Here is a 13,213-nt window from a genome sequence, read left to right on the forward strand (position 1 = left end):
AAACAAGGCCTAAACTTTTACATCGGCCACTCAGGGCGAAAAAGGCCGGCATTCATTTCAAGCAAAAGCCCATTGATAAAATGCATCATGCCTCCTTTTTGATTTAAGAACACTTATCCATATTGGACAAACAAGGCCTAAACTTTTACATCGGCCACTCAGGGCGAAAAAGGCCGGCATTCATTTCAAGCAAAAGCCCATTGATTAAATACATCATGCCTCCTTGTTGAATTATTTAGTGAGTGGTTACAAACTCAGCACTCGCACTGTATCCCCTGCTACTATTTTTAACGCATCGGCCACATCATGACTTAGCACCGCTTTATGATGCTTAAGTGACACACTGATAGATGCCACCGTGGCACGAAAATCAGTGACTGATATGTTGCTCACTATGTATTCAGCTTGGTCTATAGGTGAGCCAATTTCCACTTGCAAGCGCAAACAATCTCGCACCGAACGAATATGTTCAATTGGGCACTCAACGGTTGGCCCAGCATCAAAAATGTCAATATAGCCATTTTGATGAAACCCCTCTTTCTCTAGCAATTTTAGCGCAGGTAAGGTTTTTTCATGCACTTTACCAATCACCTGTTGCGCTTGTGGGCTAAGTAAACTGATATAAATAGGATATTTAGGCATTAATTCGGCAATAAACTGCTTATTACCTAAGCCAGTTAAATGATCTACAGTGGGAAAATCGACAGAAAAAAAGTGCTGCTCAAGCCAAGCCCAAAAAGGCGAACGGCCATCTTGATCACTCACACCACGCATTTCTGCAATCACAGTGCGGGCAAAACGATTACGATGCTCCGCCATCAATAAAAAACGACAACGTGATAACAATCGGCCAGCATGACCACTGCGGTAAGGCTCACGTAAAAATAAGGTGCAAAGCTCTGACACCCCAGTGTAATCGTTACTTAAAGTTAAGGTTTCAACTAAGTTATAGACCCCAAGTGTAGGGGAAGAGTGCACCACTTTGCCAACATGGTAATTATAAAAAGGCGCGGTCATTCCCACCGCTGCTTCAATGGCTGTCGTGCCGACGATTTCACCCGAATTTAGGTCTTCAGCCACCATCAAATAGCCTTGATCGCCGGCTTGTTTTACTTCTTTGCTAAAGGAGGTAACAGAATGGTCAATTTTACGCTGCAATAATGCTTCGTTGACCGGCAGAGAGGTAAACCCCACACCTGACTCCTCTGCCATTGCTAACAACTGGAACAAGTCTGAAGCTTTAATTGGACGGATCACTAGCATAAGCGTACTCCATCATAATGCCCCAGCAACTAGGCTGGGGCTAAACTATCCATTCACGATAGCACAGATTATTAGCTTAGCACCTCAGCAATGGCTGTGGTTAAACGTGCGAAGCCAAGCTCAATTTCTTCATCGGTAATATTTAGTGCTGGCGCAAAACGCAATACATTCGGACCCGCTACTAATACCATTAAGCCAGCTGCTGCCGCTGCAACCAAAATATCACGTGCTCTGCCATGATATTGCTCGGTCAGCTCAGCGCCAATCAACAACCCTTTACCACGAATATCAGCAAAAAGATTAAATTGCTCATTGAGTGTAGCTAAGTGCGCTTTAAATACCTGTTCTTTTTGCTTAACGCCGGCTAGCATTGCTGGCGTATTAACCAAATCAAATGCTGTTTCTGCCACTGCACATGCCAACGCATTACCGCCGTAGGTACTGCCATGAGTGCCAACTTTTAAGCTTTGGGCAATCTTAGTGGTAGTCAACATAGCTGCAATGGGGAAACCGCCACCCAAGGCTTTTGCGCTGGTTAAAATATCGGGTACCACCTCAGTGCCCATGTAAGCATACAACTCACCAGTTCTGCCCACACCTGTTTGCACTTCATCAAATATTAGCAAGGCATTGTGCTTATCACACAATTCTCTAACGCCTTTGATAAAAGCAGGATCGGCACTAATCACACCGCCCTCGCCTTGCAGGGGCTCAATAATAACCGCGCAAGTGTTATCGCTGATGGCCGCTTCAAATGCAGCTAAATCATTGTAATCAAGATGAGTAATCGCGCCCGGTTTAGGACCAAAGCCATCAGAGTAAGCCGATTGACCACCTGCCGTTACGGTAAAGAAGGTGCGGCCATGAAAACCTTGGTTAAAAGCAATAATTTCCACTTTATCTTCATTGAAATGCTCAATGCTATAACGACGCGCGAGTTTTAAAGCGGCTTCGTTCGCCTCGGCCCCCGAGTTAGCCAGAAAAACTTTCTCGGCAAACGTGGCATCGACTAATTTTTTCGCTAAACGCAGCGCAGGCTCATTGGTCCAAATATTACTCACATGCCAAATTTTTTCGCTTTGCTCTTTCAACGCACTGACTAATGCAGGATGCGCATGGCCTAAACAGTTCACCGCGATGCCACCAGCAAAGTCGATATAGTTATTTCCTTGTTGATCCCATACCCGCGATCCTTTGCCACGTACTGGGATCACCGCCGAAGGCGCATAATTAGGAACCATTACCTCATCAAATAAGGCTCTTGAAACTGCTATGTGTTCTGACATCACTACATCCCTCTACTATCACGCCCTGAAAACAGAACAAACAACCAAACCATGTTAATGTTTTGTTAATTATGTGGGCAAATTTAAAATTCGACAATATTTATGCAAAAAAAGACTGCTTTTGCTACAGCTACACCGCCATCAAAAAGTAAATATTAAGTCACCTTTATTGAATAAAATAACCGAACACCCCAGATAAATCTAGGGGTAAAATATGAAAACATGAATAAAAATTCAAAATAAAAGAATGACTATTTAACCTGGCGAACAAAGTTATCTAACAACTGCAGTCCTTGCTGCGATAAAATGCTCTCTGGATGAAACTGCACCCCTTCCACCGCCAAGGTTTTATGGCGAATAGCCATGATTTCACGCGGCCCTAAATGTTCGGTATAGGCACTCAGCTCAAAACAATCGGGTAAGCTTTCTGGCTCAAGCACTAAGCTATGATATCGCGTCACGGTTAACGGATTTTCAAGGCCAGTGAAAACACCAAGGCCATCGTGGGTAATCGGGCAAGTCTTACCATGCATCACCTGATTCGCACGCACTACCTGAGCACCAAACACTTGGCCAATACTTTGATGGCCTAAGCAGACTCCCAACAAGGGGATCTCACCGGCAAAACGTTCAATCGCGGCCAGCGAAATTCCGGCATCGTTTGGCGTGCAAGGCCCGGGAGAGATCACTAAGTGCCCCGGCGCCATGTCTTTTATTTCTTTTAAAGAGATTTGATCGTTGCGTTTCACGATCACCTCAACCCCTAGCTCACCAAAATATTGGTATAGGTTGTAGGTGAAAGAGTCGTAGTTATCGATCATTAGTAGCATGATTTACCTATTCCAAAATTTGCCATCAGAGGTGCACAAAAAGAAATCGCTATCATACCTACAATCAATGAGGGTGCAATTATTGCTGCATTCAATATCGGTTAAGGCAAGATTTGATAATATTATCGAAACGCAGCTAATCGCGATAATATAGCAAAGTGGTTCAAACAAATGCCCAAGGAGTCAAAATGTCAAACCAATTCAAAGGACTGCTCGCAACTGCCGCACTTGTACTGCTTGGTGGCTGTAACTTTATCATCACCAATGGCGATGTTTGGCGTAATGAAACCCAATTTCGCGCCATCAATTTTATTGCGCCGCAAATCGATGTGCAAAACACCGATGAAAAAGGAATTTGGACCAATAATCTGGTGCAAAATCTTAATTATCGTGAAGTATCTCAGCAAGTTAAGTTTGACTTAGGCAATGACAATCAACGCGATTATTTAATTAAAGCCGTTGATTCTAATAGCCGTGAAGACATAGTCACCACTCACCGCGTCTCCTTGCAACAAGACATGGAGTATTTACTGTATCAATATGGCGATGTGACCAGCGTCGGCAACACTCGGCCATTAATGAGAACCAGTCAGATCTTTACCGATAAGGTGAGCGATGGCTTTGTTCGTACCCGCTTTATTCATGTGCTGCCTAGTTACGCTCAAGACGTAGATGTATACCTTGACAACTATAAACAAATTTCTGACTTAAAATATGGTTTTGTCTCGGCGACCCGCTCTGTTAGCTCCAGCACTGGCGGTTATTTATTACGGGTAGTCAAAGCCAAACAAAACCCAGATGTGTTAGCTAACCAACTGCTAAACAAAACCATTTACTTGGACAACAACAGCAGCTATCAAATCTTTATTTCCCCTGCCTCAGCCAACGGTAATGGCGTTGGCGTAGATGCCACCTTATACCGCGAGCCCACCGAATAAAGATCTGATCGGCCACCCGCGGCGTTTAACTACACTCACACTAGGTAAACGCACGCGGATATTCTAATGACGATGGCCAACTACCACACTCTGCGCCTGATTTTAGGCGATCAGCTCAACGCCCATCACTCTTGGTACCAAACCAAAGATAGTGGGGTGCTGTACTTGATTGCCGAGCTAAAACAAGAAACCGATTATGTGGCGCATCACGTGCAAAAGGTGTGCGCGTTTTTTGCTGCGATGCAAGGCTTTGCTAACGCATTAAAGCAAGCTGGTCATCAGGTATTGCACTTAACCTTAGATGACAGCCAAGTCTATCAAGACTTACCCGATTTACTCACGCAGTTGTGCCAACAACACGGCATTAGCCAGTTACAGTTTCAACGCCCCGATGAATATCGGTTGCGCCAACAGCTTATTAATTTACAAATAGACAAGGTGAATATCAGTGAGTGGGACAGCGAACATTTTTTAGTGCCTTTTTGCGAGCTAGGTGATTATTTCGCCCCAAATAAACATGTATTAATGGAAGGCTTTTATCGCAAGCTGCGCAAACGCTTTAACCTGCTGATGGAAGATGATGGCAAGACGTTAGGGGACAAGCCTCTGGGTGGAAAGTGGAATTACGATGCGCAAAACCGCAATAAGTTTAAGAGTGCCGATCTCGCTAACATTCCCGCGCCCCTACTATTTGACAACCCGATTGAAGAAATTTTAGCCCGCCTTAAGCGCCATCAAATTAACACCATAGGTGAAGTAGCTGAGCACTTACCTTGGCCGATTAACCGCAAGCAATCATTGGCGTTATTGGATTTTTTCTGCCAACACTGCCTGCCAAATTTTGGCCAATTTCAAGATGCAATGACCGCCAACAGTCCGCATCAATGGAGCTTGTATCATTCGCGCTTATCCTTTGCCCTCAATGCAAAAATCTTACATCCGATGCAAGTGATTCAAGCGGCCATTAGCGCGTTTGAGCAGCGCCCCGAGCACATTAGCTTGGCGCAAGTAGAAGGTTTTGTAAGGCAAATTTTAGGCTGGCGCGAATACGTACGCGGCGTGTATTGGGCCAATATGCCCCATTATAGCGAGCTAAATAGCCTCGATGCCCAGCGTGCCCTGCCCGCATTTTATTGGCACGGTAACACCAAGATGAACTGCATGGGCCATGCCATTAAGCAATCCCTTGAAACCAGCTACGCTCATCACATTCAGCGTTTAATGGTCACCGGCAATTTCGCCCTGCTCACTGGCATTCACCCCGATGCCATGGATGAGTGGTATCTAGGCATTTATATCGACGCCATTGAATGGGTAGAAATGCCCAACACCCGCGGCATGAGCCAGTTTGCCGACGGCGGCATTATTGCTACCAAGCCCTACGCCGCCAGTGGCAATTACATTAATAAAATGAGTGATTATTGCAAAGGTTGCCACTATCAAGTCAAGCAACGTGATGGCGAAGGCGCCTGCCCCTTTAACAGCTTATATTGGCAATTTATGATTAAACACCGCGCGCGCTTAGCCAACAACCCACGTATTGGCATGGTGTATCGCAATTGGGATACACAAACGCCCGAGCAACAGCAAAGTATCTTAGCTCAGGCGCAGGATTATTTAGCCAATATTGACGATTTGTGACCGGTAGGCGTAGGAACCGCAGTCATGCGGCGATAAATTGTTAGACTCAACAGACCCAATCGCCCCATGACTGGGGCTTGCTACATAAAAAATTACGCGGCAACTGCTGGCACAGTGTCAGTTGGCGCGGTCTCTGGTTCATTGACTAGATTAGCTAACCAGCGCTTGCCGTGGATCCGTCTTAATACCAACACTATCTTAACGACCTCTTCGGTTAAGATTGCCATGATCACCCAAGGTAAGGGCCAACCGAGAACAAAGATGGTGAACAAGGCAATCGGAATACCAATCCCCCATAACCCAAAGATATCGATAAAGGCAGCGTACTTCATGTCACCACCACTGCGCAGCGCCCCCGAGATCCCCATCATGTTGAATACGCGTAGTGGAATGGCAAAAGCCAAAATCAGCAGCACTTGCAAAGCCATATCTAACTCAGGTGTATTAAGCAACACTAAACCTTGCTTGATCCAATCCAGCGTTAAGTAAGTCAGCGGACCAATACACATGGCAACAGCAACACCGCTTATGATTAACAGCCAAGCTTTATTCCACGCTCGTTCGTATTGCTCGGCGCCTAATTCTTGGCCAACTAAGGTCGCCGTTGCCACGCCTAGGCCAAAAAAGCCAGATAATACGAGGGATTCTATCGGCCCTAAAATACTCATTACAGCTAGCGCACTAATACTAATGTGGCCAAGTAAAAAGCTATAGGTCACTGTACCAAGAGCCCAGCCCCCATTTTGCAACATAGCGGGAACGGCAATACTGAAATAGCGCTGGCGCGCCTTTTTAGCTAAGCCATCTTTATAATCTTGCCAGCGAGGCGCGTATTGACCACGCCATTGATACATATATGCCACCAGCATCACCGTTTGTACAAAACGCGATACAGCAGTACCAACTGCGGCCCCCATCACACCCCACTGCGGAAAGCCCCATAAGCCAAAAATTAACAAAGCGTTTAAGCCAGCGTTAAGCACCACGGCAAAGACACTGATGTAAGTTGGCATTTTCGCTTCACCAACGGCGCGTAACATAGATTCAATGGGCACAGCCACGGCGGTAAAAATCACCGTCCAACCCGTTATTAATAAATACTGCGTGGCAAGCTCACTAAAGCCAGCTTCTCCCCCTGCCAATCCTATCACCACATCAGGAGCAAAAAGATAAAGCAAAACAAATGGCAAGGTAATAACTAGCGACACCATAAAAGCTTGAGCTAAGGTTCGTTTAACCCCAGCAATATTGTTCGCGCCAAAATACTGCGCAGCCAAAATCGCCACCCCAGCACTGCTACCGATAATAGCCAGTAAATTAAAAAACAATACTCGACCGCTAAGGCCTACGGCCGCAACAGCCTGTTCGCCAAGACTAGCAACCATCAATGCATCGACCAGAGCCAACATAGAAAACAACAAAGATTGGATCGCAACTGGGACAGCGATACTGCGAACTTGACGCCAAAACTGGCTGTCTGCTGACTGAAAAAGGGCTTTCATACTGGCTCCAAGTGATCATTGACACAATCGCTATAGAATACGCTTAAGCCCCAAAAAGTGATTATGCTATACTCGCAGCTAGTTATTAAAAACTATCATTCTAGATTATGCCTATATCACCTTGCCATTTTACTATTTCACCAAAATGCCAGCAAAAAGTTCTGGGGCCAGAAGAGCTTGCAGCATTAGCAACACAACAAATTATTCAATGTGGCAGTTGCCTTGCGATAGAGGAGTTTTCAATTTCTCGTCCTAATCCTGATTTTGTGACCTTACTTTTTACCTTTAGTGGTAAGGGCCAACTGCACACCAAAGATCACGACTACGAACTTGAGCCTGGTAGCCTATTAATCATACCGAACAATTTTGCCAATCGGATTGAACTAGCGGATAAAGAATGGCAACTGGCTTGGATGATGATGCAGCCAGACGCCCCTTTGGTAAAAGGTATCAAACAACAAGTCCAGCTACTCTATATGCCCTACGGTGAATTGCTAAAAAATTGCATCGATGGCTTGGTATTAACACAAGGGCTATCTGCTTTATCCCACTCCAAAATTCAGCCTTTGCTGATCGCGCAAATGATCCAAGTATTAACCGCAAGCTTAGCGGATCAATCAGCCCATGATAGGCAAGCACTGCGTTTGCGCCAAGTTTTTGAGCAAGTAGAACAAAAGCTAGACCATAACTGGAGCGTGGAAGAAATGGCTAGGCTAGCGCACTTTTCGTCGCCCCATTTTCATCGTTTATGTAAACAGTATTACCAAAGTAGCCCGCTACAACAGGTGATTAAATTACGTATGAATCAAGCCAAACGCTTGCTCAGCGGCACTGATTGGCCGATCCAAGATATCGCCGAATTAGTGGGATACAGTGAGCTAACCAATTTTTCTACCCGGTTTCGCAAGCTTCATGGACTAAGCCCAACCGGGTTTAGAAAACAACACACTAGCTTTGATACGTCTACGCTAGCCACTGCACAATCAAGCTAGCACCTTGCTCGGGCGAAAGTTGGGTAGTATCTAAGGTGAAATCATAATTAAACACTTTATGTACTAGCGGATACTCATATTCAGCTAAGCCGATAGCGCGATCCCCTCGCGCCAACTCCCGTCGTTGAGCCTCGGCCAAATCACAATACACGCCAATAACACAAACTTGATATGGACTGAGTAGGGTCATTAAGCTATCTACTTCTGCGGCATCAATCCAAGCATTGTCGATAATCAGTTTGCAGCCCGCGTCAAGTAAGCTAGGCAAGCAGCGGTGATAACCATCCACCAATTGAGCGTAATCATAACCACCTCGGGTAATAGGTTCGCCTTTCATCATGTTGGCTAAATCACTCGGTGGTAACGCATAAAGCACGCTATCAATACTAAAATTTAAGTATTGCTCTACCAGTTGCTCCTGTAGCGCCTTCGCCACGCTGGTTTTACCTGAGCTTCCCGTCCCATTTAATATAATGACTTGTGGCAACATGTGTTCCTCCAACTATTAAATTTTATTCGGCTTAGTTACCAAATAAGATATTACATTCAAATAGTTAAAGAAAACATTTTTGAAAATCAATTTAGTGATAGGCTAGCCGTGTTAATCACGCAATCTCGCCCCGCTGGTTTACCCATATATAATGCACGATCTGCTTGCTTTAACAGTGCTTCAGTATCCTTGATATCACTCGAACCGGCTAATCCAATAGTGATCGTTAATACTTCGCTGAATCAACTTAATAGGTCAGCAGCAATGCTCTTACCCCTTGACGATCTTTCTCTGCAGCCGCCATGGCTTCCACGGCAGAAGTATGGCGTAAAATTCTTCAACACCAAAACGGGCTACATTGCCTTGGCCTTCACGCGCTAGCTGAGTTAAACAATGAGCGACTACCTGCATAGCTTGGTCACCTCCGTCGTGACCACGTAAATCATTAAATTTTTTAAAATGATCAACGTCTATCATCATCACGGTAAAGGGCTCATTGGTACGTTGAGCCAAGCGCATTTGTGGCACCAACATTTAGCTCATATAATGAGCACTAATTAGATACTATTGATACTCTCTCGGGCCGAGATCAACCCCTTGGCCCCGCTGCCTAGCATTGCCGGCCATGTCTGTATTCGGTACTTCAGTAAACAAAATTGGCATACCTGAAGTTAAACCCTGATCGACACCAATAAAAGTATTCGGGTCGGACAATTGACCGGTCTGCAGCTCTAAGTTTGTTGGTGTATTGCAAATATCATTACCACCATAAGGGCAACCAGGGAAACCACCGCTGAATTTAATGTCGCCACCCACTAGGTTGTAATCTATGTCATAGTTCATTACCTGAGCGGGATCCGATTCAGTGTAAATATAAAAAGTGTTATCGCCAAGCGTAGACGCCTGAGGTTGTCCCATAATGATATTATTCACTAGCGCAAGTCGATTTTCCGCCGTTAACTGTGAACGACGCTGACCACTGCCTAGTGAAATTAGGCCATCGCCTAGCCCAGTTATATAATTGTTTACTAGCACCGCCTGCGCATTATCGTTGGCAAAAGACACAGAAAGACTGACACCTGAAGCGCGGCAATGGGTTAAATCTGCCAATTCGGGGCGGTTTTCAAACCAATTACATTGACCATTGATGACACTATTGGCGATCAGTAATTGCTCCCCAGCCACCTTAACCTGATTACCTGCATTGGCATACGCTTGCAAGCCATAAATGGTGACATTGCCATCATTGTTATACAGTAAATCTAAGCCATCGGAGGTGTTGTGATGAATACTGCCGCCTTCAAAGATCCAGTTGCCGCCAGTATCACCAGTGCCCAAGCCATCACCATAACCCCCCGCCGTTTGTCCCCAGCAGCCACGGTAACTGCCATCAAGTTGTTCAATACAGCCATTCCATGCTATTTCAGTATGTTTAAAATGCACTAAACCTGAGCTTTTAGCACTCGGCTTACCATCGCCTTCCCAGCCCACCCAAGCATTACCTACAATACGGCTTTGCTCTATGCGCACATCTGTTACCCGAGGAGCGACCACCCCAGCATTGGCAAGACCGTGAATGTTTATATTTTTTAATAATATATGCTTGGCATCGGCGCCATAGACTCCAGTCCCCGCCCAATCACCTTGTGGAACAGGATCATTAACCCGAGTACAAGCTTGAGCCTGTTGTTGGTAAATACCATGATTACTGTGGTTTGGATCGGCAAAGCCATGTAAATGAAATTCACCACAGGCTTGACCATCGGTTATTTCAAAACAGTTCACCTCAACAAATTCCGCTGCCGCTAAATTAATAACGCGCTTAGCCCGCTCAACCCCAACTAATTTCGGAGGTGCAGTGCAACCTTGCCGCCAAGATTCGCCATATAACCGAGTTGGCTTATCCTGTGTCCCTGAAGGTAACACCGCCATGAAACAGTTCCATGGCCAGTTAGCATCGCAGTCGCTAAATCGATGGCTATCAACTTGGTTAGCAATACGCCCCAGACGATATTCGCCACTCGCGACCCAAACCTTATCTCCCCCTTGCATATTCGGTGTTTCACCCGGCGGCAATAGCTCGAATAAACTTCCTAAGGCGCAGGCTTGGTTTAGGCCTGAGCCGGGATAAGCTTGATTACTTTTTCCATCACATTGCCCCCATAGCCCACCGTCGGGGCGAATGTACCAGTCAAACTTAGTCTCTTTAACCAAGGTTTGGGGAATATTAGCAGGCGGTAATTTCACCCCTAAATCGGATGGCGGAGCAATGGGGGCAGAGGTTGGTGAGGGGGAAACACTTGGCACAATTGACGGTGAAACAGAAGGGACTAACGTTGGTGCGACCACAACAGACGATAGCATTGGGTCAGCGTCACCACCGCCACCACAACCATAGAGCAAAGTAAGCCCCATCAAAAAAACAACGAAGACTCCAACCGAACCTTTCTTTTTATTGTCTCTATTCATCTTATGTTCCAAACCGTTTGACCATTAAATTTATGCAACTTGTAGCACAGCAAAGAATGGCATATTTAATAGCTAAGAAACACAAGTTTAAAGCTAAGACTAGACACAAGTAGTGATTTTAATAACTAACAAATAAAGCATCGACATTGCGGACCAGAGTTATGACCCCGCAGTTAAATCGAGTATAGCCAATGGCCACCAGCTTCAAAATGGGGGTACAAAAAAAGCAGCCTAGGCTGCTTTCTATCATTCGTATTTGAAACTTAAATTACTTCTTCTTAACCGCTTTTGGGTTAGGTAGGTCGGTAATTGAACCTTCATATACTTCTGCTGCTAGACCCACTGATTCGTGTAGCGTTGGGTGAGCATGGATAGTTAGTGCGATGTCTTCTGCATCTGCACCTAGCTCAATCGCTAAACCGATTTCGCCAAGTAGTTCACCTGCGTTAGTACCTACAACAGCACCACCAATCACGCGATGCGTGTCTTTATCGAACAGAAGCTTAGTCATGCCGTCAGAACAATCTGATGCAATCGCACGGCCTGATGCTGCCCACGGGAATACTGCTTTCTCGTAGTTAACGCCCTGCTCTTTCGCTTCTTTCTCAGTTAGACCAACCCAAGCAACTTCTGGCTCAGTGTAGGCAATTGATGGAATCACTTTAGGATCAAAGTAATGCTTCTTACCAGCAATCACTTCTGCAGCCACGTGGCCTTCATGCACACCTTTGTGAGCTAACATGGGTTGACCCACGATGTCACCGATAGCATGAATGTGTGGCACATTAGTGCGCATTTGCTTATCAACTTCGATAAAGCCACGCTCAGTAACATTAACGCCAGCTTTGTCTGCATCTAGCCCAAGACCGTTTGGTACACGACCTACTGCCACTAATACTGCATCATATGCTTTCGCCTCTGCAGGTGCGTTTTTACCTTCAAACGTCACATAAATAGCGTCTTCTTTAGCTTCAACTGCAACTACTTTGGTTTCTAGCATGATGTCGAATTTCTTCTTCACGCGCTTAGTGTAAACCTGAATAACATCTTTATCGGCAGCTGGAATGAGCTGGTCAGCAAATTCAACTACGTCAATGTTTGAACCTAGTGCGCTGTACACTTGGCCCATTTCTAGACCTATGATGCCGCCACCTAAAACAAGTAAACGCTCAGGCACTGTTTTCAGCTCTAGGGCACCCGTTGAATCCCAAATACGCGGGTCATCATGCGGGATGAACGGTAATTTAACCGGACGAGAGCCAGCCGCAATGATCGCGTTGTCAAAGTTAACGGTAGTTTTACCGTCTTTACCGTCAACTTCAATTGAGTTAGGGCCAGTAAATTTACCGAAACCTTCAATCACTTTCACTTTACGCATCTTAGCCATACCGCCAAGACCGCCAGTTAGTTGGCCAACTACTTTGTCTTTCCAGATACGAATTTTATCGATGTCTGTTTGCGCTTCACCAAAGATAACACCATGCTCAGCAAGGGCTTTGGCTTCTTCAATTACTTTTGCAACGTGTAACAAGGCTTTTGAAGGAATACAGCCTACGTTAAGACATACGCCACCTAAGGTAGAGTATTTTTCGATTAACACGGTTTCCAAACCTAAATCTGCTGCACGAAACGCGGCAGAGTATCCGGCAGGGCCGGATCCTAGCACAACGACCTGTGCTTTCACTTCGTTACTCATTCTGGCCTCTTATCTTTTGGCTTGTCGGGGTACAAAAATCCCAACAAGTTTACAATCATGTTAAGAAAATGGAAGTAAAAAGGTCGGCAAACGCCGACCTCTTAAC

At 45.5% G+C, this 13,213-nt stretch carries 11 protein-coding genes; 3 read left to right on the forward strand and 8 right to left on the reverse strand.

Going from position 1 to position 13,213, the window contains the following annotated elements:
* Positions 1–246 precede the first annotated feature (246 nt).
* The 3 genes from astA to K1M91_RS01935 all read right to left on the reverse strand — a co-directional run bounded on the left by astA (position 247) and on the right by K1M91_RS01935 (position 3,379).
* Positions 247–1,263: an arginine N-succinyltransferase gene (gene astA / locus K1M91_RS01925; protein WP_232799872.1), complete on the reverse strand. Its 1,017-nt coding sequence runs from the start codon at positions 1,261–1,263 to the stop codon at positions 247–249.
* Positions 1,264–1,334: 71 nt separating this feature from the next.
* Positions 1,335–2,537, reverse strand: coding sequence for an aspartate aminotransferase family protein (locus tag K1M91_RS01930; RefSeq protein ID WP_303508589.1), 1,203 nt, complete (start codon positions 2,535–2,537; stop codon positions 1,335–1,337).
* Positions 2,538–2,800: 263 nt separating this feature from the next.
* The gene (locus K1M91_RS01935; RefSeq protein ID WP_232799874.1) at positions 2,801–3,379 is read right to left on the reverse strand and encodes an aminodeoxychorismate/anthranilate synthase component II; all 579 of its coding nucleotides are present in this window, start codon (positions 3,377–3,379) and stop codon (positions 2,801–2,803) included.
* A gap of 188 nt (positions 3,380–3,567) precedes the next feature.
* Here K1M91_RS01935 and K1M91_RS01940 point away from each other — a divergent pair, with 188 nt between their 5' ends.
* Together K1M91_RS01940 and K1M91_RS01945 are read left to right on the forward strand one after the other, a co-directional pair.
* Positions 3,568–4,317 carry a DUF4397 domain-containing protein gene (locus K1M91_RS01940; RefSeq protein WP_232799875.1) on the forward strand — a complete coding sequence of 250 codons (750 nt, stop codon included), beginning with the start codon at positions 3,568–3,570 and terminating at the stop codon, positions 4,315–4,317.
* 72 nt (positions 4,318–4,389) lie between these two features.
* Positions 4,390–5,958: a cryptochrome/photolyase family protein gene (locus K1M91_RS01945; protein WP_232800038.1), complete on the forward strand. Its 1,569-nt coding sequence runs from the start codon at positions 4,390–4,392 to the stop codon at positions 5,956–5,958.
* A 92-nt stretch (positions 5,959–6,050) separates the two neighbouring features.
* On the opposite strand, the gene K1M91_RS01950 is transcribed toward K1M91_RS01945, so the two are convergent.
* Positions 6,051–7,460, reverse strand: coding sequence for an MATE family efflux transporter (locus K1M91_RS01950; protein ID WP_232799876.1), 1,410 nt, complete (start codon positions 7,458–7,460; stop codon positions 6,051–6,053).
* Between the two features lie 107 nt (positions 7,461–7,567).
* Here K1M91_RS01950 and K1M91_RS01955 point away from each other — a divergent pair, with 107 nt between their 5' ends.
* The gene (locus K1M91_RS01955) at positions 7,568–8,452 is read left to right on the forward strand and encodes an AraC family transcriptional regulator (RefSeq protein ID WP_232799877.1); all 885 of its coding nucleotides are present in this window, start codon (positions 7,568–7,570) and stop codon (positions 8,450–8,452) included.
* Here K1M91_RS01955 and K1M91_RS01960 read toward each other — a convergent pair.
* From K1M91_RS01960 to lpdA, 4 genes are all read right to left on the reverse strand, one after another.
* Complete coding sequence (locus tag K1M91_RS01960; RefSeq protein ID WP_232799878.1) at positions 8,424–8,942, reverse strand: zeta toxin family protein; 519 nt, start codon at positions 8,940–8,942, stop codon at positions 8,424–8,426. The two genes, K1M91_RS01955 and K1M91_RS01960, sit on opposite strands and share 29 nt — an antisense overlap.
* Positions 8,943–9,212: 270 nt before the next feature.
* On the reverse strand, positions 9,213–9,476 hold the full coding sequence (locus K1M91_RS01965) for a GGDEF domain-containing protein (RefSeq protein WP_232799879.1): 264 nt from the start codon (positions 9,474–9,476) through the stop codon (positions 9,213–9,215).
* Positions 9,477–9,506: 30 nt separating this feature from the next.
* Positions 9,507–11,411 (reverse strand): hypothetical protein, encoded by a 1,905-nt coding sequence (locus K1M91_RS01970; RefSeq protein ID WP_232799880.1) that lies wholly within the window; start codon positions 11,409–11,411, stop codon positions 9,507–9,509.
* 268 nt (positions 11,412–11,679) lie between these two features.
* Complete coding sequence (gene lpdA / locus K1M91_RS01975; RefSeq protein ID WP_232799881.1) at positions 11,680–13,107, reverse strand: dihydrolipoyl dehydrogenase; 1,428 nt, start codon at positions 13,105–13,107, stop codon at positions 11,680–11,682.
* Between the last annotated feature and the right edge of the window lie 106 nt (positions 13,108–13,213).

The organism is Motilimonas sp. E26 (genome assembly GCF_021278025.1).
In the GTDB taxonomy this organism is placed as follows: Bacteria; Pseudomonadota; Gammaproteobacteria; order Enterobacterales; family CBDFNC01; genus Motilimonas.

Bases quoted from the DNA above. Each gene is read 5' to 3' on its own strand.
- astA (WP_232799872.1), bottom strand. From the start codon at position 1,263: ATGCTAGTGATCCGTCCAATTAAAGCTTCAGACTTGTTCCAGTTGTTA.
- K1M91_RS01935 (WP_232799874.1), bottom strand. From the start codon at position 3,379: ATGCTACTAATGATCGATAACTACGACTCTTTCACCTACAACCTATAC.
- K1M91_RS01940 (WP_232799875.1), top strand. From the start codon at position 3,568: ATGTCAAACCAATTCAAAGGACTGCTCGCAACTGCCGCACTTGTACTG.
- K1M91_RS01945 (WP_232800038.1), top strand. From the start codon at position 4,390: ATGGCCAACTACCACACTCTGCGCCTGATTTTAGGCGATCAGCTCAAC.
- K1M91_RS01950 (WP_232799876.1), bottom strand. From the start codon at position 7,460: ATGAAAGCCCTTTTTCAGTCAGCAGACAGCCAGTTTTGGCGTCAAGTT.
- K1M91_RS01955 (WP_232799877.1), top strand. From the start codon at position 7,568: ATGCCTATATCACCTTGCCATTTTACTATTTCACCAAAATGCCAGCAA.
- K1M91_RS01960 (WP_232799878.1), bottom strand. From the start codon at position 8,942: ATGTTGCCACAAGTCATTATATTAAATGGGACGGGAAGCTCAGGTAAA.
- K1M91_RS01965 (WP_232799879.1), bottom strand. From the start codon at position 9,476: ATGTTGGTGCCACAAATGCGCTTGGCTCAACGTACCAATGAGCCCTTT.
- K1M91_RS01970 (WP_232799880.1), bottom strand. From the start codon at position 11,411: ATGAATAGAGACAATAAAAAGAAAGGTTCGGTTGGAGTCTTCGTTGTT.
- lpdA (WP_232799881.1), bottom strand. From the start codon at position 13,107: ATGAGTAACGAAGTGAAAGCACAGGTCGTTGTGCTAGGATCCGGCCCT.